We start from the raw sequence: 19,436 nt of genomic DNA, 5'->3' as shown, positions 1-19,436 counted from the left end.
CACTGAAATGGATATAATTCTACAGAAAAAAGCTCTACGGAAGTTTTTCTGCATGTAAAATTTCGTGGTTTTCAGTATCAATATAAATTTTATATGTGCCAATAGACTCGTTTACAGCTATCAATTGATAGGCCAAACGTTGTTGTAGCTGTTTATTTTCCACATATGCTAATCGCTCTTCTTCTACCGAAAAGTTACTTGAAAAAAGCTCCGCTTTATCGATTGGTACTATTTTTTGTTTATCAATTTTTTCTTTTTGAATGTATTCCATCGCATTTAAGCCAAGCAATTCTCCATTATCCTTCGCAATCTTTAATTGGATTCCATCTGCATAAATTAAAGCATCGTTATCCTCCGCTTTTCTTGCAAATGATAAATGCCAAGCAATCGAATTTTCACGATATTCAACCATCTCCGTGTCAGTAAATCCTAAAGTTTTAATATACTCAGCGGACTTATCTTTCATCTGCTGCACCGTTATAGTCGTCTTTTCAAAAGGTCTTTCCAATAAATAGGATAGTAAATGTCCGCCTTTTTTAGTCAAATCTGCGTATCCTATACGAATACCTTCATGAAATTGGATATGATAAAAAGGATAAGGTGCATCCTGTGAGCTTTCCGTTATGTGAATCTTTGCGTCCTTAAATTCTGGAAACAATTTAAAGAACTTTTCTTTTGCTTCCGCTGATGTAATATCGGCGTCTTTAATATGCTGTAAATCTTTTTTCTTTTGTTGATCTGCCTCACTTGCAGTCATTGGGAAATCGCTTTCTGTATAAGCTTTTACAGAGTTACCTAGCGACTTCCAACTCTTTTCGCCATTTTGATCTAATTTGTTCTGAACAAATGCTTTGACGATATAATCCTTACTCCCACCGTCTTTGTTTGTAAATGCCCACTGATTTGAAAGTTCCTGCAAGTTTTCTCTAGCACCAGCCATATTTTTTTGCCATTCTTCAATAGGAACCTTTCCGTCTTTGACTTGTGCAGCACCATTTCCTAATCTGTTTAGATAATTCATCCATATAGCAGATGTTTCGTTATTTATCGGCAATGCACTTATCGAAGTTCTTATATCCGAGGAAATCCTCCACACATCATCTAAAGGCTGCTCTAATGCTTCCTTATCGGTAAACAGCATAGTCTGATCTACAGATTCTGTTAGCTTCGTCAATTTCTCTGAAGCTGAGGTCAATTGATTTGAATATTGTACTGCTAATGCATTCTCAAGCCTATTATTTTGAGACTGAACAGAGAAATGATACACAAGGAAGACTACAGCAACAGTAGACACGATAACCCATATAATTTTTTTCATTTTATCTCCTTATGAACAGAATATATGCTGTCCAATTGTTTTAATTTGTGGTCGGCTCCAAATCCACTTACTAGTTGCTGTTTCCGGATTAAAGTAATAAATAGCATTTTCAGTAGGATCCCAACCGTTGAGTGCATCTAATACTGCTTCCTTAGCCCGTTCATTTGGCTCAAGCCAAATTTGTCCATCCGCTACTGCAGTGAAGGCTAAAGGTTGAAAGATTACTTCCGAAACTGTATTTGGAAATTCAGGATGTTCAACACGATTTAGAATTACCGCAGCAACTGCCACTTGCCCTTCATAAGGCTCTCCACGCGCCTCTCCATATACAGCATTTGCAATCAATTTCAAATCTTTTTCCGAATATTGTGGTGGCAATTGCATATTTGTGCTTTCTTCTTTTTTGTTTTTTACTTGTTTATCTAGATCAATCCCACCGTAATACGTAAAACTATTTCCTTTATTTATTTGTTCGTGTACAAATTCTTTATCGTAATCCGAAACACCTACTAGTTTTTTCTTAGTGTCTTGTCCTAATAGTCCATCTATCGGCAGACCGTATTTTTCCTGGAAATTCCTTAATGCCCAGTAGGTACTATAACCAAACTTGCCATCTATCTCACTCTTATAAAATCCGATATACTGTAATCTTGCCTGGAGTTCAATAACGTCGTCTCCATAGGCACCTCGTTCTAATGTCTGAGCAGAAAAAGCCTGGGTAGTTGGTTGCTCACTGATAAACGAATAACTGAATGTACAAAATAGTAAACTAATCAGGATGTACTTTAGTTGTTTCAAACGACATCTCTCCTTTTTTCTTAGCATGGAGTAAGATGCGCCAAATTATACAAAAAAAGTCTAGCATTTGCTAGACTTTTTCTTCTACATAATATTCATGATTTGCATATCTTTTTCTACGAGATAGAACATGAGCTTTTTTAACTTTGGATAAACTAAACAACCACAAAAACAACATGAATGGTACCATCAATAAAAGCTCTAGTCCTGTAATACTTAATATACTATTATAAATAGTATGTAAGAACAGCGGTGCTATTAATGCAAACAATATTTCATAACGAGATTTAGTTAAAGTAGTAAATTTCGCTCTACCGATATAATATCCCATTAAAACACCAAATAGCGCATGACTGGAAACAGGTAGAATTGCACGTAAGATAGCTTCATCCATACCAAAGTTCAATAAATATAGTATATTTTCCACAGTCGCAAAACCTAGTGCTACGCTAGCACCATATAATATGCCATCATAGGGATCATCGAATTCCACATGTTTGTAGATAGCGACAATTAGTACTAGCCATTTAAAAAACTCTTCTAGTGCACTCGTTACAATAGCTTGATGGATAAATAGAGAAGAAAAGATCTGTTCCTCTTGAAGAACATGTTGAATAAATAAAATTGGAAACGTTAATATGGCGCCATATATAAATGTATGTAACAATAATCTGGAGGGTTCTGCAGAAATTTCTTTTCGCAAGTAAAAATAGCTTAACAGTGCTAAAGCAGGGGCTATTGCAACGGAAAGTAGTATAAACATAAACTTACTCCTTCCATTTCATTATTACTATTATACCTTAAATACGCAAATTTTGGGAGGTACTTACTCACTATGAAAACTATTTTATTAATTCACACAGGTGGTACGATATCCATGCAAGTACATGCAGAAACAGGAGCTGTTGTACCAGCAGATCAAAATCCACTTTTAATCGAGGCAGAAAAACTTAGATCATTAGCTAATATTGTGGAAATAGATGCTTTTAATCTCCCTTCTCCTCATATAACACCTATCGAGATGATGGAGCTAAAACAGCTTATTGACCAATATATTTTATCGGACAATATTGATGGGGTTGTTATTACACATGGTACAGATACATTAGAAGAGACTGCCTACTTTTTGGATCTCACAGTAGATACGGACATTCCCATTGTCCTTACAGGTGCCATGCGTTCATCCAATGAGATAGGAGCTGACGGGCTATATAACTTGTTATCAGCGATACAAGTGGCTTCTTCGGATGATGCAAAAATGAAAGGTGTACTAGTGGTATTAAACGATGAAATACATACTGCAGAAAATGTGACGAAGACTCACGCTAGCAATGTTAGTACTTTTCAGAGTCCGCAATATGGCCCAATAGGATTTATATCTAAATCAATAGTACATTTTCACCATTCTCCCAATCATCGTCTTGTTTTTCCAATTGAGCATATCGATAAAAAAGTTGCATTGTTTAAAGTGTATGCAGGAATGGAGCCAGACTTGCTACAAGCATCGATTGATCTTGGATATGATGGAATAGTATTGGAAGGTTTAGGGCAAGGAAATGTACCCCCTCGCCTTGTCTCTGTGATAGAAGAAACATTAAATAAAGGGATTCCGATTGTATTAGTCTCCAGATGCTTTAATGGAATTGCGCAAGATGTGTATGGTTATAAAGGTGGCGGAAAAGGTCTTAAAGATGCAGGTGTGATTTTTGCACAAGGATTAAATGGACAAAAAGCTCGCCTTGCTTTACTAATTGCACTGAACCATCCTGATCCGCTAAAAGCGATTGAGTATATTTTTTGAGTTGTGTTTTAGGAAGATAAAAAAAGAGTAGCTGACGTAACTGAGTTTACGTCATGCTACCTTTTTTATGTTGGTTAATAGTGTTTATAGGGATTTGGAGAGAGACGTCTTTTACTTACGTTCAATTGCTGAATACTCGCTCTTAATGTACTGATACTTGCGGATGATTGTGATTGACTTCCTCTATATCCATCATAAGATGATTTTTGGGTTAGTCAGTTTGCTTATTATTTTTTCTTTTTATTTCGTTTGCAATCTGATCCCCATGGAATCGTCCATTTTCAATGAAAATTTCATTTGCGTTATTCCCTGCAGCAATAACACCTGCTATGAAAATTCCTTCTACATTTGTTTCCATTGTTTCTGCATCAAAGGATGGTCTACCTGTAGCTTCGTCAATATCCACACCCATTTCCCTTATAAATGCATGATCAGGATGATACCCAGTCATTGCAAATACAAAGTCATTCGGTATTTGAAACTCGCCTGTTTGACTACTCTTTAGCGTTACCTCAGATGCCCCTATTTCTATTACTTCTGTATTAAAGTGCATTTGTACTTCCTTATTTCTTACAAGACCATCAAACTCTGGAAGTACCCAAGGTTTTATACTTGGTGAATACTTATTTCCTCTATATGCTACTGTAACATTGGCTCCTGCTTTGTTCAGTTCTAAGGCTGCATCTATCGCAGAATTTTTCCCACCTATTACTAATATATCTAATCCAAAGTAGGGATGCCCCTCTTTGAAATAATGACGAACTTTTGCTAATTCCTCGCCTGGTATGTTCATATAATTTGGATGATCATAATAGCCAGTTGCAATGACTACATACGTTGCCAAATAAGTTTCTTTAGATGTATATACTAAAAAATTATTTTCTTGTTTCTCTACTTTTAGAACTTGTTCGTATTTATGAACATCAATGTTTTTAAGTTTTGCTACTTCTCGGTAGTAAACCAAAGCTTGATTTCGTTTTGGTTTTCTCTCTTCTACTATAAATGGAACATCACCTATTGATAATTTTTCACTTGTGCTAAAAAAGGTCTGATGTGTAGGATAATTATAAATAGCCTCTACAACATTTCCCTTTTCAATTACGATGGTTTTTAGTCCAATATTTTGTGTAGAAATAGCAGCTGATAACCCACAAGGACCTCCCCCTACTATTAATACATCTACTTGTTGATACACCCAAAAAACTTCCTTTCTTTTATTCACTTAATGTCTTCCACTTATGGTAATGAGATGGCATTCGGATTTCGCTCCAAGTCGAAGTGGAACTGCCGTTGTGCCATAACCATTGCTAATGAGTTCAGCACTATTTTCTTTTTCTCTGTAGCTTCCTTTTTCATAAATTCCAAATGGTCCAAAGCGTATTTGGCCGCCATGAAGATGACCAGCTAACAGAAGATGTGGCTTACTTATTTTTTTAGCATTATTGAAATAGGCTGGAGCATGGGTGACAAAAACGATGACATCGGATTCTTTAACATCCTTGAAAGCTTCATACATTTTTACATTCCCTTCGAAACCATCGTTAATCCCAACAATGCGTAAGGAAAATTTATCTTTTTCAAACTCAACAGACCGATTTTCCAATATATAAACAGCATGTGCTTCTAAGATGTCACTTAAGTTCTGCGCACCAACTTCTCTGTCATTATTCCCAAATACGTAACAAGTATTTCCAAGCTTAGCAAGCTGCTTAATATTTTCATTTGTTCTTTCTAAAGGAACGCCTCTTTCCGTCAAATCTCCACCTATTACAACTATATCTACTTTACCGATGAGGCTTTGAATTAGCTTATCACTTATTTTTCTTCTGTGAATATCTGATATGAAAAAGACACGAAATTGAATATCTTTTGTCCACTCATTGATATACAAAGAATGGGTATGAACGTTAGTTTGAAAAGCTAAAAATAACATATATAAGAAAAGCAAAATTACGATAGACAACAAAACACTAATAATCCATACAATCAATTCTATACCCCCAAACAACATGGAAAAGGACAGGGAAATTCCCCTGCCCTGCACTTGTGCAATTGATCATTCTACTCTTCTTTATCAATGTGTAGTACACGGAAACCTGATTTTTCTAAATCAGCTAAAATTCGATCCATTTTTGAATCATTTTCAATCTTTAATACAATGCGTCTGAATAATTTATCGGTCTCATCAAAAGTTACGATTGAAATAACAGAGGCATGGTATTTATGAAGGACATCTGTCATTTTTTGAATCCGTCCTTCTGATTCCACCGAGGTAAATGTAATACGCGTTCCTTTACTATTCATACCAAATGCACTTTTAAACTGCTCTACTGCATCATAGCGTGTAACTAATCCAAGGAACTTCCCTTCCTCAACAACAGCAAGGACTGGGAAATCATGAAGCTTAATCATTGCGTTTTCGAAAACATCCTCGTAACCAACAAAAACATCTTCGTTTGTCATAATATCCGTAACTTTCGTTTGCTCCATGAAAGCTTCTTTATCCAATTTACTATAAAAATGAGCTTTATATAAAAGATATTTGTTGAACATACCAACATATTTCCCATTATCTAAAATAGGTAAAGCATCCATTTCTTTTTCTTCAAGTAGACGAAGAGCCGATGAAACTATTGTACCTACTTGAACTGTTACACATTTTTCTTTTGGGATCATAACACTTTTTACAAACATTTTAGCACCTCTTCCAACTTAGGATATACTTTATATATTCAACATTTAAAAGAAATATCCTTCTTTCTCTATGTTTAAGGTAGTACTAACTTTTGACCAACTGAAATTTCATTTGAAGACAGGCCGTTAGCAGACTTTATCTTTTCGACAGCATTTCCATCCTTATAATAATTGACCGCTATCCGATATAGTGTTTCATTTTCCTTTACGATATGCGTTCTAGAACTAGCAACTTCGGTAGGTTCCGTTTTCTCCACCGCCGCTGGTTCTTTCTTAGGCTCTTCCACAACTACCTTTTTTGGCTCCTCTTTGACTACTTCTGCAGGCTTTTCAGCTTGCTGCTCCGTTTTTTCAGGAGTAACAGGTTCTGTTGGAGTCACTTCTTCTTTTGTTTCGTCTTCTTTTGTTCCGTTATTAATTGATTGTGTTTCAACATGTATCGCATCATTTTTCACTACTTCCGCCTTGTTCGGATCGGCTTGATAGAAAAATTGAACATAGATAAATATACTAACTGGTATTAATATGAAAACACAAAATACGGTAGGAATTAATAGATTCTTAGATTTCTTCTTGGGTTTCTTATTTAAACTTCTACTTCTTCTCATGTTATTAGAATCGTCATCTTGTCCTATGGATTGTCGATGTTCGTCGATTTTTTTTTGGTAATCATCTTGGTTCATTTTACTCAAACTCCATTTCTGCCATCATTTCTACTTCTATTATGACGAATATTGTAGAAAAAGTAAACTTATCAAATGTATTATGTAGGAAGAAGGATATTTAACCTTTTTTTCCAATTTAATTCTTCTTGACTATTCTTTTCCTCTGTTCGTTTTTGTAAAATATTCGCAGCTTCCATCTTACATTTGGAACAACAATAGTACGGTTTCTCTATCAATCTTTGGTCAAAATAATGAAGTAGTTGTTGTCTTATACATATATCATTTCGTATCATGGTATAAAATTTTTGTATATCCTGCCACTTTTTTTGTTTTATATCCTTAAATAATTCAATTGTTTCATGTTCGTTTAAACGTTCTTTCCAGTAAGTAAGAATTCGGGTCGTTGTTTCTGCTTGTTCGACTTCAGAATAAGAAGATTGGTAAGCAATTTGAATGTCTTGTTCCTCAGGGAAGTCTTGCATCGTAACGTAAAAAGTTTGCTCCACATCCGTTGGAGTATACAAAAGAGAAGCGATTGCTTGTTTTCCATCTCTCGCAGCCCTTCCAATCTCTTGCATGTACCCCGCAATCGAAGTTGGAATATGATCATGAATAATTTGTCTTATATTATCTTTGTGTATACCCATTCCAAATGCATTTGTCGCACAAATCCACTCTAGTTGCCCTTGCTGAAATTGTTGTTGGATTAATATTCTATCACTTTGTTCCATTTTAGCATGATAAAATCCAACTGAAATCCCTTGTTCACGCAGTGCTGCTGCATATGTCTCTGTCTTTTTACGAGACTGTGTATAAATTATTCCTGGCCCCTCTGTGGAGGTGACTCTGCCTAGTATCCACTTCATTTTTTGTTGTTGGTTATCTACCTCTATCATTTCATAGGCTATAGCCGGTCGATCAAGTGAATGAATATATTCAAATGGTGCATTCATTTGTAGAGTTTTTTTAATATCATCCACCACTTCGGCTGTTGCAGTAGCCGTTAAGGCTAGAACGTTCACCGAACCAATTGATTGGAGCCAAGTGGAAATCCTTAAATAATCTGGTCTAAAATCAAAGCCCCATTGTGAGATACAATGTGCTTCATCCGCCACTACATAGGCAATAGAAAGTTTTCGAAGTGCTAGGTTAAATTGTTCATTTTGCAGCATCTCGGGAGAAGTAAATATGAATTTATAGTCAGCTAATCGACGAATAGCCATCTCCTTCTCCTGAAAAGATAAAAAGGAGTTAATAGCAATAACTCTTTTTTCACCAAGTATTTTCAATTGTTCCACTTGATCTTGCATAAGGGACAAAAGAGGTGACACAATAACCACAGTACCTTCCATCAGATAAGCAGGTAGTTGATAGAGAAGTGATTTCCCCATTCCTGTAGGAAGTATTGCGATAACATCTTTTTTTTCTATTATTTGTTCAATTATTTCTTGTTGACCAGCACGAAAAGTAGCATGGCCAAATCTTTTCTGAAGAATTTCATTTAATTTATCCATGAATTTGTTCTCCCTTTGTTAGTGCTAAACGTACTTGAAAATAAGTTAGTTCGGGTAATCTATTTTTTATCACAGTAAGCTTTTTCGTATGTAACTCTTTGGATAAATGAAGAATCTTTTCAACTTGCTCACTCGATATAAATGCCGAAACAGAGAAATTTTTATCGGATGAAACTATTTCAATTACATGATCTTCTATTGTGTTAATCTTTAACTTTCTTATTCTAGCTATTTCCTCCATTGTATACCCTTTTTCAAAAAGACTATTCGTTTTAAAAGCAGAATCTGTGAGAGGAGTGTCTAGATGAATACCTTTTGCTAAAGAAAACAACAAAGGACTAGTATTTATATCAATATTGTCCAATATATTATGTAAGCACTCTAAGAAATTTATCTTTGCGTTCATATCAGTTAAATCATAGTAACGAGACAATTGTTCCCAAGTCAAACCAGTTTTGTTATATCCACTAAGTCGATAAACAAATAATGTCCTGTGTAAATCATTTAACAAAGGACTTTCAAGCAATCGGAATATCTCTTGCTTTAGATCATTACTCAAGTTAAATTCACGAAAGTTATGTTGGATGAGGAAGTCTTTGACGAAATTCTGAATAGCCATATCCTTTTGGTTTGGCACAAATTTTTTCTCTTTTGCTTGGAACTGGGACAAAGTTTGGATCACTAAGTCTAATCTCTTCCAAAATAATTGTTCCCTGCCTCTGTATTCCCAGCCATTGAATAGAAACTCTTTACCTTCCCCTACTGTAGCTATTCCTTTTTCTGTAATATAGACGAGTGATTCCTCTACCTGAATTAGATCACGGTTATGCAACTCATTAATTCCAATATCATAGTCTTCCTTCGATAATTGTGGGAGAATAGAGAAAAAAGCATGAAGTTGAAAATATGTCACATCTTGAATAGTTTGTCCTGATTTTTTACCTTTTAATAAATAATAAGGAGCATTCTCAGAACGTTGTCCGGATAACTTATGTATAATAAATAGTAATATTTGATGAAAATGCATAGGAATACCTCTCTTTTCTGAAGTATTTTGGTTGAAATATAGGGAAAACATCTTTAGAATGAATACGATAGCATATTCGTGTTAGTAGTTATAAAGGAGAGAATATAATAATGGCAAAATATACAATTGTAGATAAAGATACATGTATAGCGTGCGGAGCATGTGGAGCCGCTGCCCCAGATATTTATGACTATGATGATGAAGGTATTGCCTTCGTTATTTTAGATAATAACATGGGTACAACAGAAGTTCCAGAAGAACTAACGGAAGATATGGAAGACGCTTTTGAAGGCTGTCCTACTGATTCTATTAAAGTCGCAGATGAATCATTCGAAGGCGACGCACTGAAATACGAATAGTATATGGAATGGTGGTTGTGACTTTGTCATAATCACCATTTTTCATTCTAATAATATCAGACAAATAGACGCTAGGTCGGTCAATATCCGTTTCAATTGTTTTCACATGGCTTTAGACAGACTTATTACTATCGTTTGACTGTCTCACCCTTCTACAACATTTAGAAACAGGTAAGGGCGTTTTTAGATAACTAGAGATAAGATACTTTCTTATTCTTAGAGGTGATGGATGACAGTCTAAGTACGCGACATCCTGTCGCAACGACTGCCTGACCCGCATCGTGCGAGCCCGAAGATGCAATTTAGTTCACTCGTTTGCTTCTTTATTTTGGCAACACTTACTATTTCTCTTTATTTCCACTAATGTACGAGAAATCTACCTTCTTCATCTATCAATGGAGAATAACATTTAATTCAAAAGTGAATACAAATAACTTTTCCATTTCTAAGATTTTACCACTCTTGTGACTTAAGCGATAAGCTATGTTAAATCTTCTTGTTGGGTACTACCCGTTTATTTGATTGTAGCGCAAGGCGGCGACTCCAGCGGGAAGCTTGAGCTGAAGACCCCGCAGAAGCGCAGCGAACGAGGAGGCTGAAGCCAAGAACGCGGAAAGCGTCCGCCTGAAGCGAAAATCAGTATTATCATTCTTTCTTTTCAGCTCCATAAACCAAGTATATTTTCTTTTTAAAAAAAGTTGTTCCTCCTAGTGGAGAAACAACTTTTTGTTAATTTGTATTAGGTTTCATATATGAACTAGTTACTTTATCAAGCAATGGCTTCATTCGTTTGAATAAAACAATCATCACGATCGTTACTAATATACCTTTAATAAGATTAAATGGTAATATACCAAAAATGATCGTATTAAACAAAGCAGTGCCTGTTTCCATAGGGAAATTTAAGAAATAAGCGTACATTGGTAAAAATACATAATAATTTAGTACACTCATCCCAATAGCCATAGAGACTGTACCTGCTCCGAGTCCTGCCATAATGCCTTTGGACGAAGTAACTTTGCGATAAATCAAATACACAGGTGCGATAAACAAGATACTAGTTACAAAGTTAGCCATATGACCAACAGGTACACCAGTTGGACTTCCTGCAAATAACCAATCTAGCACATTTTTTAAAAATGCGACTAAAATTCCTGCAACTGGTCCCATTGTGATTGCAGCGATTAATGCTGGTATATCACTAAAGTCCACCTTTAAATAAGCCGGTAAAACCGGTAATGGAAATGCAAGTAGCATTAAAACAAAAGAAATACTACTCAGCATTGCGACTGCAATAAGCATTCGCGTTTTGCCTTTTAACATAAATCCTCTCTCCTTTTGCGATTCACTCCACAAGAAGAAAGGTTCAGAACGTTTGCATACTTAAAAAATCCCTCGAACTTATAGAAGTTCAAGGGAGAAACAAGGTACACTTTAATAAGCGTATCCGTATAAGCATACGAAAAACGACTGCACCTTCACCTTCTCCCATCCAGACTATACTGTCGGCTTTGGAATTTAACCAAATCAACCTGTTAAGGTTCGCGGGCTGAAGAAATAAATTTCTAATACCGCCGGTCGGGAATTGCACCCTGCCCCGAAGATGAATCAATATTTTGTTGTCCTCCAAGAATATATCTTGAATTAATAACATTTTATCAAATTAAAACAATATATGCAACAGACCTGTTTGCAACTGAGAATACTAGGCAAACTTATGTTATGGGCGATTATTAAAATTTAAGGGCTGTATCGGATCGCTTATGGGCTGTATTCGTATGGGCTGGGCTATCCGCTAGTTTTACTAGCAAGATGATTAATTATGGGCTATTTTCACAAATGTATGGGCTATCACATATATCTTAAAACAAAAATGCCAAGCTTAAGTTAATAAGCATTGGCATTTTTTTATTATTGAATTGTTTGCATAGTAAAACCATTTGGCCCCACTGGAACTGGAAGTGGACTAGAAAAATCTATTTCATTCCATTTTTCTTGTACGATATTCTCTAATCGGATAGTTTGATTGAAGCTTGCAGCTGTAAGCGAGAAAGCTTCTATCAAACGGGATGCCTCACTTGCATTTAGTGATTCCAAATCTAAAGGCTCATCAAAATGTACAACAAGTCCCTTATCTTCCTTAACTGAATAAGTTACATCATTCGGAATAACAGAAGTATAAATTTCATTTTCAGGATTTTTCATCCCCTGCAATGCTTCTAATAGTGTATTGAAAGTTTTATTGAAGTTTGGTGTTAAATAGGTCACTTGATTAAAAGCCTTATATGCAAAATAATTTACCTTCTGCTCTGTGCCAGTTAACACCAAAGGTTCCTCTATAGTCCCTACTTGATTCCATTCGATTGGGGATCCGTCCTCATTTACTCTTAAGAACGAATCAAAATCGGTAAAGACCTCATTGATTGAAGAGATGTATGGTACAGCTGTTCCAGGTGCAGAATCGTAGCCATGATCTGCTGGTAAGTAATGTTTTAATATTTTACCTTCTGCTATAAAGTAGCCTTTGTAAGGATGATATTCTTGGAAACCAAGAGAAGTTTCGTCAATCTCCAAAGCATACTGATTATATAATTCTAAGCTACTAGGTTCCATATTTGGAAAATCCGCTTCTATTTTCTCTTGAGGAATGACAATCGTGATTGGTACAGTGAGCGCATTTTCCAATAGAGAAAAATGAAATACCGTTCCATCACCTAAATCCTGCTCATAAACAGAAGTAAAAGTCCTATCAAATGGGGCTAATTCTACATTAGGAGCTAACTTTTCAGACATAGTTGTTATACCAACAGATTCTTCTTCTTTAGCATCCATAGAGGATTCCTCTGGTACTTCTAGAGTTCTCATTTGATCGTCTGCTGTGGTCGATTCTTCGACAGTATCAGCTGTGGAGCTCTCATTGTTATTTATATAGGAAGAGACGAGTACGGTTAATAATAATACAGATGCTACAGAAATGATAAATGGTAGCCATTTGTTCATAGACACCTGTATTCGTTTACGTTGCTCAAATTTCTCTTGCGTTTCTATTTTTGACTTAAGCTGCTGGTAAATTTCTTCTTTTGAGCGCTTATCTGTATACTTGGGCAAACTTTTTAATAGTTCATCTAATTCACGGTCTTCTGCTTTTTTCTCACTCATGATGAACATCTGCCTCCTTTTGCTTATCAGATAATCGCTCACGAAGTGCTTTTATTGCACGATGTTGCGTTGTCTTCACTTTCCCTTCGGACCAATTTAAGATTTCAGATGTTTCTGCAATCGAAAGCTCCTGGAAATACCGCATTATAATAACCATTTTCTGATCTCCCGTACAATCATCCAACGCAACTAATAATGTTCTCATCTCATCATTGAGCTGCACTAAATCTTCCGGTAGCATATCTGAAGATGCAAGTTGCATCGTTTCCCAGTCAAATGAGTCAAATAATCTCTTTTTCCGGACAGCTTGTTTTCTAAAATGGTCAATTGCTATGTTTTTGGCTATTGAGAATAACCATGTTTTTTCTGAACTTTTCCCCTCGAAGCTACTATAAGCTCTGAGTACTCGTACATATACTTCTTGGACCAAGTCTTCCGCAGTTTGTCTATTTTTCACCAAATATATGAGAAACTGAAAAACATCTTGATGATAGGTATCATACAAGCGGTGGAAAACGGAGTCATTCATATGCTCCCCCCGTTCTATCAATTAGTCGTTTCAAGTAAGTATTTGTTACACAGCTTCTATTGGCAATTTAATGATAAAGGATGTTCCTATCCCTATTTCGCTTTCCGCTGATAACACACCATCATGTCGTTCTACTATGTTTTTAGCAATAGCCAATCCTAAGCCTGTGCCACCTTTTCCCCTTGTTCTGGCTTTATCTGCTTTATAAAAACGTTCAAATACATATGGAAGATCTTCTTTCGGAATCCCATACCCTGTGTCGATAACCTTTATAACGAACTGTGCGTCTGTCATACTCAATTGCACGGTAACAGAACCATTTTCTGGAGTATGTCTAAGTGCATTATCGATTAAATTGGTTAGTACTTGCTCCATACGATCCTCATCTAGATGCATGGATAAGTTTTCTGTCAGGTTATGTTCAAAGTTCAAGCCAATATCTTTTTCTTTAGCAGCCTGGTCAAATTTTTGCGTAATTCTTTCAATTGTCGGAACGACTAGAACGTTCTCTTTATATATACTAAGATATCCTGACTCTAAGCGTGCTAAATCTAACAATTCGGTTACTAATCTTCCCATTCGCTTAGATTCATCATATATAATACGCATCATTTCATTTTTGTCTTCTTCCGTGGTCACTACATTATCGATTATTGCTTCTGAATACCCATGAAGCATCGAAATAGGAGTTCTTAACTCATGTGAAACGTTCGCGATAAAATCTGATCTCATTTTATCTAAACGATGTTGTTCCGTCATATCACGAAGCACGATTACTGCTCCTCGAACGACATTTCCACTAGAATATAAAAGGCTTATAGATGCTGCAAAATAGGATCCTTTAATCTCTAATTCTTCGTCAAACTCTTCTTTTACTTCAAACACATATTCCAATAAGTGCTGGAGCTCAGCAGGAAGTTTAGAATCTTCTGTTGCTTCCAAACTTTTATACCACTTATCCAATAGAAGATCTGCCTGAGGGTTTTTAACTTGAACTTCAAATTTCGTATCAAAAGTAATAACAGCATCCGTCATAGACGTTAATATACTTGCTAATTGTTCCTTTTCTTGGTTAATTACTTCTACATGATGCTTCAATTGTTTACCCATCTGGTTAAAGGCGATTCCTAGTTCTCCTATTTCATCTTTTTGAAGATACGGAACTTTTGTTTCAAAATTACCTTGTGCCAACTGGATTGCTGCTTCTCTCATAGATCTTAGTGGTAATGTAATTCGTGAAGTTAAAAAGAATGTGAACATCGTAGTTAAAAGTAAGGCGATAAATCCAGATAAGAAAACAATTTTCGTAGTACTATTTGTCGTTTTACTGACAACCTCTAAACTTTGATAGATAAAAACAGCACCATGGATATTTTTATTGGATTCTAAAGGTGCGGCTAAAATAATATAATCTTCCATCCGATCCTCACTATTTATAGCAGGCATTAGCATTTTTTTGACGATTGGTTCATTAGATGTATATATTTTAGATAAGTCCTTATCATCCAATATCTTTTCCTGTACTACCTCTTTGTTGAGGCCCTCATGGATAGACAAAAAAATGGACTCAGAATTACGTACAATTAAAGTATTCGTTTCTGTACCTAATATATCTCGGATTATTTCAAATGAATCTTCTACATTTTCATGTTGCTCAACTATTTTCCCTATGGTCACTGCTTCTTTGCGAAGGGTGTCCTCTGCTTGTTCTGTATGGAAATCTCCTAAAAATTCAAGTAATAAAACGGTTACAATAAATAACACAAATAAGACGAGAAGCAATATGGTTCCCCATAGCTTCCCGACAACACTATTCCAAAGTCTATTCATTTATAACCTCAAATTTATACCCAACACCCCATACAGTTACAATCATTTTAGCAGACTTTTCGGAAACTCTGTTTAACTTTTCACGCAACCGTTTTACGTGAGTGTCAACTGTTCTTAAATCACCGAAGAAATCATAATGCCAAACTTCTTTTAATAATTGCTCGCGATCAAATACTTTGTCTGGTGCTTTTGCTAAGAAGTAAAGTAATTCATATTCCTTAGGAGTTAAACCTACCTCTACACCATCTGCAGTTACTCTATGAGCATCATGATCTATTGTAAGGTGTGGAAAAACTACTATTTCTTTAGAAATAGACGATCCTTGTGAAGGTGCAAATGCAGTAGAACGTTTTAACAAAGCTTTTACTCGTAACACTACTTCTCTAGGGCTAAACGGTTTCACTATATAATCGTCTGCTCCTAGTTCAAAACCTTCTACGCGATTAGCTTCTTCCCCTTTAGCTGTCAATAATATAATAGGAGTTTCTTTATGAACACGTAGTTCTGTCATCACTTCTATACCATCTTTTTCAGGCATCATTATGTCTAAAAGGATACAATTATAATCATATTCTAAGGCTAACTTTAATGCGACTTCCCCATTTTCAGCTTCTTCTACTTCGTAACCTTCTCGCTCTAAATACATTTTCAAAAGACGACGAATACGTTCTTCATCCTCAACTACTAGAAGTTTAATTGTTTCAGACATAGTTTTATCAAACCTTTCTATCAACATCTACTTTACATTGTACAATTACTGTATCCAAAATGAAAGAAAAGCCCTTCCCCCCTTGTTATATAAAGAGTAAAGAGCTTTCCACAAGTACACACATTCTGTTTCGTTTCTGTCTAGTTAGCATTTATAAAAGCTTACACTTTTTTAAGCGTAAGAATGTAATCCTGCTAAAATTAGATTTACTGCAATCAAGTTAAACATAATTATGATGAATCCGATTAAAGCGATCCAGGCAGACTTCTTACCTTCCCAACCTTTTGATAAGCGAAGATGTAAGAACACTGCATAAAATAAGAAAGTGATAAGTGCCCATACTTCTTTTGGATCCCAGCCCCAGAAACGCGACCACGCTTCATGTGCCCATATCATAGCAAATATTAAGGCCCCAAGTGTAAACACAGGGAATCCAATTAATACAGAACGATACCCAATTTCATCCATCAATTGAGAATTAGACTTTTTCGTAAGTGGTTGTAATACAGTTGCAAGACGCTTACGTAATATTAAACGAAGTAATAAATAGATTACAGAACCGATTAGAATCGACCATACCACAGTAGTTAATTTTTTAGCATTTACTAGTGGTGGCATTTCAATAAGTGGATCTAATGCACCTTCTGTAATCGCTACTGACTCATTCATACCAAAAAGCGCTGGCATTGTATACTCAATATTATGCTCTGTTTCATCTTTACTTATATACGAGTACTCTGCACTGTAATCCGCAAGTGAAAATGACAGCGTGGAAACAACAAATCCTACAACAAGTACTAAAACATACATAACTGCCTCAATCCAAAAGCGTTCTTTGGATTTTTTTGTCAGGTCAATATTTTTCAACAAGTATATAAATCCTGCTACTGCACTTATTGCTAAAATTGCCTCACCCATTGCGGCAGTGATTACATGAATAGTCAGCCAGTAACTTTTCAAAGCTGGTATTAAAGGTGTAATTTCTGTCGGGAACATGCTTGCATAAGCAATGATTAACACGGCAATTGGTAAAGCAAACAATCCTAGAGCAGGTGTTTTATATATAAAGTATATAAGAATAAATGCTCCTACAACCATCATCCCAAATGCAGTAGTAAATTCAAATAGATTACTTACAGGAGCATGTCCTGCAGCAATCCATCTAGTAATAAAATAACCAATATTAGCGATAAATCCTAAAATGGTAACGGTAATCGCTAATTTGCCCCATCTATCAAAGGACTTGGTAGTTTGAGTATTTGAAGATTTTACTGCTCCTCCAAATAAAAACGTAGCAATAAGATACGCTACAAAAGCTATAAATAATAATGTACTACTTAAGGATGCCATATCCATTATGTTAAACTCCTTCCACTTTATCCACTTTTTCTTCTAAAGAATCTATATCTTGCTGATCTAGATATTTTGGAAGATGAGCTACATCTGTAACCTTGTCCAAATCTCTCTTAACACTCAACCAGTTTTTGTTTGTATGCGCGGCAATAACCGTTTGTCCATCTTCTAATAACTGAATCCAAATTCGACGGTGATTCCAGTACGCCCCTTGTGCTACACCAATCATGAAGATAAGGCCTCCAAGTGCAAGAAGTGGAAGTGTTAAATCTTTACGAACTGTTAAACCAGATACGTCTCTTGTCTCGACACTTTGGAATGCAATTTTATGTTGGTTTTCCCCTAAAGGTTCTACTGTCTCTTTAATCATGACAAAACTAGTTTCCCCTTTAGGAAATTCAGGGCTATACATTTTGATTAGAAATGCTGGGTTATTAGGAAGCGGTGATTGAGATTGCGGAACCCCTTCTTCAAATCCAGTAAAGTCTGCATAATAGTCCATTACTTCAACTTTATAACCATCATTTAGTTCATAAATGGGTTGTGGATCAGCTAGATCGATTGTAAATTCTCCAAAAGATTGTTGTGTTTGTTTATCCTGTAACTGGAAAGTCATCGTTGCTAACTCATCCAATCGGAAGTCCATTTGGAACACCGAAAAGTTATCGAATTTAATTGGTTTATTTACTTGAATCGAAGCTTCTTTTTCAAATGTTAAATCCTCTGTATGACCTGCAACAGCGCCTTCAGGACCCTTATACAAAGCTACATCTGTTTGATAGTTCTTTGCAATTGTACCCACTCGATCAATCGCTTCACCATAAACTTCTTTGGATTCTTCTTTCGAGTATGTCTCATAAATAAATTCTTTACTCTCTAAAAAGTATCCATGGGTTTCAGGTACATAAAGTGTTTCTCCTTCACGTAACCACATCGTTTCATCCACATAGAAACCAGGAAGTGCGCGTAGCATTACACCAAAAAGGAATATGATAAGTCCTAAATGGTTTACGTATGGCCCCCAACGTGAAAACCGTCCACGTTCAGCCAATATAGCATTACCTTCACGTTTCACATTGTATTTAAGCTCTTTAAGCTTTTCTTCCGCTTTAAGTAGAGACTCTTCTGAAACATCAGCTTTACCAATACCATAAACACGTTGTCGTTTTAAGAAACTGATATGCCTTTTTGTCTTTTGTTTTTTTAGAGATTTATATAGTGGTATGACTCTGTCTAAACTTGCGATAACTAAGGAAATCCCTAGCATACCTACCAATCCCTGGAACCACCAAGAGCTATATAAGTCCGATAAGCCAAGCTGATAATATAGCGTTCCAAATGTGCCATAAATTCGCTCATAATATGCTGCAATATCCGTTTCATTTGTTGCAGGTACATAAAATACTTGTGGAAGTATTGTTCCAATCGCGGCTGCAACTAAAATAGCAACAATTATCCACATACCTACTTTTACACTGGAAAAGAAATTCCATACTTTATCAATTATCGTCTTATTATACGTTTGAGACCGTCTTGCAGATCCTTCATAGCGCATATCTACAATTTTTTTTTCTTTTGTCTCATCATTTAATGGACGACCACAGCTCTCACATAATTCTGTACCAGCTGGATTCACGTTTCCACATGTACAAACTATCTTGTCCATTTTTAAAGACTCCT

Annotated in this window: 18 protein-coding genes and 1 riboswitch; of the genes, 2 read left to right on the top strand and 16 right to left on the bottom strand. The window is 35.8% G+C overall.

The window, feature by feature from the left end; genetic code table 11:
- Window positions 1-34: 34 nt before the first annotated feature.
- Genes MHI40_RS07265 through prsW form a run of 3 tightly spaced genes read right to left on the bottom strand, consistent with a single transcriptional unit; the run spans window position 35 to window position 2,879 of the window.
- Entirely contained in the window at window positions 35-1,318 is a 1,284-nt protein-coding gene (locus tag MHI40_RS07265; RefSeq protein ID WP_340762078.1) for a PepSY1/2 domain-containing protein, read from the bottom strand.
- A 9-nt stretch (window positions 1,319-1,327) separates the two neighbouring features.
- Window positions 1,328-2,143, bottom strand: a complete 816-nt coding sequence (gene sleB / locus MHI40_RS07260; protein ID WP_419958320.1) for a spore cortex-lytic enzyme — start codon at window positions 2,141-2,143, stop codon at window positions 1,328-1,330.
- A gap of 43 nt (window positions 2,144-2,186) precedes the next feature.
- Entirely contained in the window at window positions 2,187-2,879 is a 693-nt protein-coding gene (gene prsW / locus MHI40_RS07255; RefSeq protein ID WP_093534783.1) for a glutamic-type intramembrane protease PrsW, read from the bottom strand.
- A 72-nt stretch (window positions 2,880-2,951) separates the two neighbouring features.
- Here prsW and MHI40_RS07250 point away from each other — a divergent pair, with 72 nt between their 5' ends.
- Window positions 2,952-3,917 (top strand): asparaginase, encoded by a 966-nt coding sequence (locus tag MHI40_RS07250; RefSeq protein ID WP_093534785.1) that lies wholly within the window; start codon window positions 2,952-2,954, stop codon window positions 3,915-3,917.
- 211 nt (window positions 3,918-4,128) lie between these two features.
- On the opposite strand, the gene MHI40_RS07245 is transcribed toward MHI40_RS07250, so the two are convergent.
- From MHI40_RS07245 to MHI40_RS07220, 6 genes are all read right to left on the bottom strand, one after another.
- Entirely contained in the window at window positions 4,129-5,139 is a 1,011-nt protein-coding gene (locus MHI40_RS07245) for a YpdA family putative bacillithiol disulfide reductase (RefSeq protein ID WP_340762077.1), read from the bottom strand.
- Window positions 5,140-5,907: a metallophosphoesterase gene (locus MHI40_RS07240; RefSeq protein ID WP_340762075.1), complete on the bottom strand. Its 768-nt coding sequence runs from the start codon at window positions 5,905-5,907 to the stop codon at window positions 5,140-5,142.
- A 71-nt stretch (window positions 5,908-5,978) separates the two neighbouring features.
- Window positions 5,979-6,611, bottom strand: a complete 633-nt coding sequence (locus MHI40_RS07235; protein ID WP_093534789.1) for a CBS domain-containing protein — start codon at window positions 6,609-6,611, stop codon at window positions 5,979-5,981.
- Window positions 6,612-6,685: 74 nt separating this feature from the next.
- Complete coding sequence (locus tag MHI40_RS07230; RefSeq protein ID WP_340762074.1) at window positions 6,686-7,294, bottom strand: LysM peptidoglycan-binding domain-containing protein; 609 nt, start codon at window positions 7,292-7,294, stop codon at window positions 6,686-6,688.
- Between the two features lie 80 nt (window positions 7,295-7,374).
- Complete coding sequence (locus MHI40_RS07225; protein ID WP_340762073.1) at window positions 7,375-8,790, bottom strand: RecQ family ATP-dependent DNA helicase; 1,416 nt, start codon at window positions 8,788-8,790, stop codon at window positions 7,375-7,377.
- A complete protein-coding gene (locus MHI40_RS07220; RefSeq protein WP_340762072.1) occupies window positions 8,783-9,817 on the bottom strand; it encodes a helix-turn-helix domain-containing protein in 1,035 nt (344 codons plus the stop codon). Before MHI40_RS07220 ends, MHI40_RS07225 begins: the two co-directional genes overlap by 8 nt.
- 110 nt (window positions 9,818-9,927) lie before the next feature.
- On the opposite strand from MHI40_RS07220, the gene MHI40_RS07215 reads away from it, so the two are divergent.
- Window positions 9,928-10,176 (top strand): ferredoxin, encoded by a 249-nt coding sequence (locus tag MHI40_RS07215; RefSeq protein WP_340762071.1) that lies wholly within the window; start codon window positions 9,928-9,930, stop codon window positions 10,174-10,176.
- A 729-nt stretch (window positions 10,177-10,905) separates the two neighbouring features.
- On the opposite strand, the gene MHI40_RS07210 is transcribed toward MHI40_RS07215, so the two are convergent.
- From MHI40_RS07210 to resB, 7 genes are all read right to left on the bottom strand, one after another.
- On the bottom strand, window positions 10,906-11,499 hold the full coding sequence (locus MHI40_RS07210) for an ECF transporter S component (protein WP_340762070.1): 594 nt from the start codon (window positions 11,497-11,499) through the stop codon (window positions 10,906-10,908).
- A gap of 153 nt (window positions 11,500-11,652) precedes the next feature.
- Window positions 11,653-11,785, bottom strand: a riboswitch (FMN riboswitch).
- A 302-nt stretch (window positions 11,786-12,087) separates the two neighbouring features.
- Window positions 12,088-13,335: a hypothetical protein gene (locus tag MHI40_RS07205; protein WP_340762069.1), complete on the bottom strand. Its 1,248-nt coding sequence runs from the start codon at window positions 13,333-13,335 to the stop codon at window positions 12,088-12,090.
- Window positions 13,328-13,864: an RNA polymerase sigma factor SigX gene (gene sigX, locus MHI40_RS07200; RefSeq protein ID WP_093534803.1), complete on the bottom strand. Its 537-nt coding sequence runs from the start codon at window positions 13,862-13,864 to the stop codon at window positions 13,328-13,330. Before sigX ends, MHI40_RS07205 begins: the two co-directional genes overlap by 8 nt.
- A gap of 45 nt (window positions 13,865-13,909) precedes the next feature.
- Window positions 13,910-15,694, bottom strand: coding sequence for an ATP-binding protein (locus MHI40_RS07195; RefSeq protein ID WP_340762068.1), 1,785 nt, complete (start codon window positions 15,692-15,694; stop codon window positions 13,910-13,912).
- On the bottom strand, window positions 15,687-16,403 hold the full coding sequence (locus tag MHI40_RS07190) for a response regulator transcription factor (protein WP_093534807.1): 717 nt from the start codon (window positions 16,401-16,403) through the stop codon (window positions 15,687-15,689). Before MHI40_RS07190 ends, MHI40_RS07195 begins: the two co-directional genes overlap by 8 nt.
- Window positions 16,404-16,574: 171 nt before the next feature.
- Window positions 16,575-17,759: a c-type cytochrome biogenesis protein CcsB gene (gene ccsB / locus MHI40_RS07185; RefSeq protein WP_093534809.1), complete on the bottom strand. Its 1,185-nt coding sequence runs from the start codon at window positions 17,757-17,759 to the stop codon at window positions 16,575-16,577.
- A 4-nt stretch (window positions 17,760-17,763) separates the two neighbouring features.
- Entirely contained in the window at window positions 17,764-19,422 is a 1,659-nt protein-coding gene (gene resB / locus MHI40_RS07180) for a cytochrome c biogenesis protein ResB (RefSeq protein ID WP_093534811.1), read from the bottom strand.
- Window positions 19,423-19,436 lie beyond the last annotated feature (14 nt).

The sequence above is a fragment of the Psychrobacillus sp. FSL H8-0510 genome, from assembly GCF_038008345.1.
GTDB lineage: Bacteria > Bacillota > Bacilli > Bacillales_A > Planococcaceae > Psychrobacillus > Psychrobacillus psychrotolerans.
Note: the sequence above shows the minus strand (reverse complement) of the source record. Positions and strands in the feature narration are given on the sequence as shown.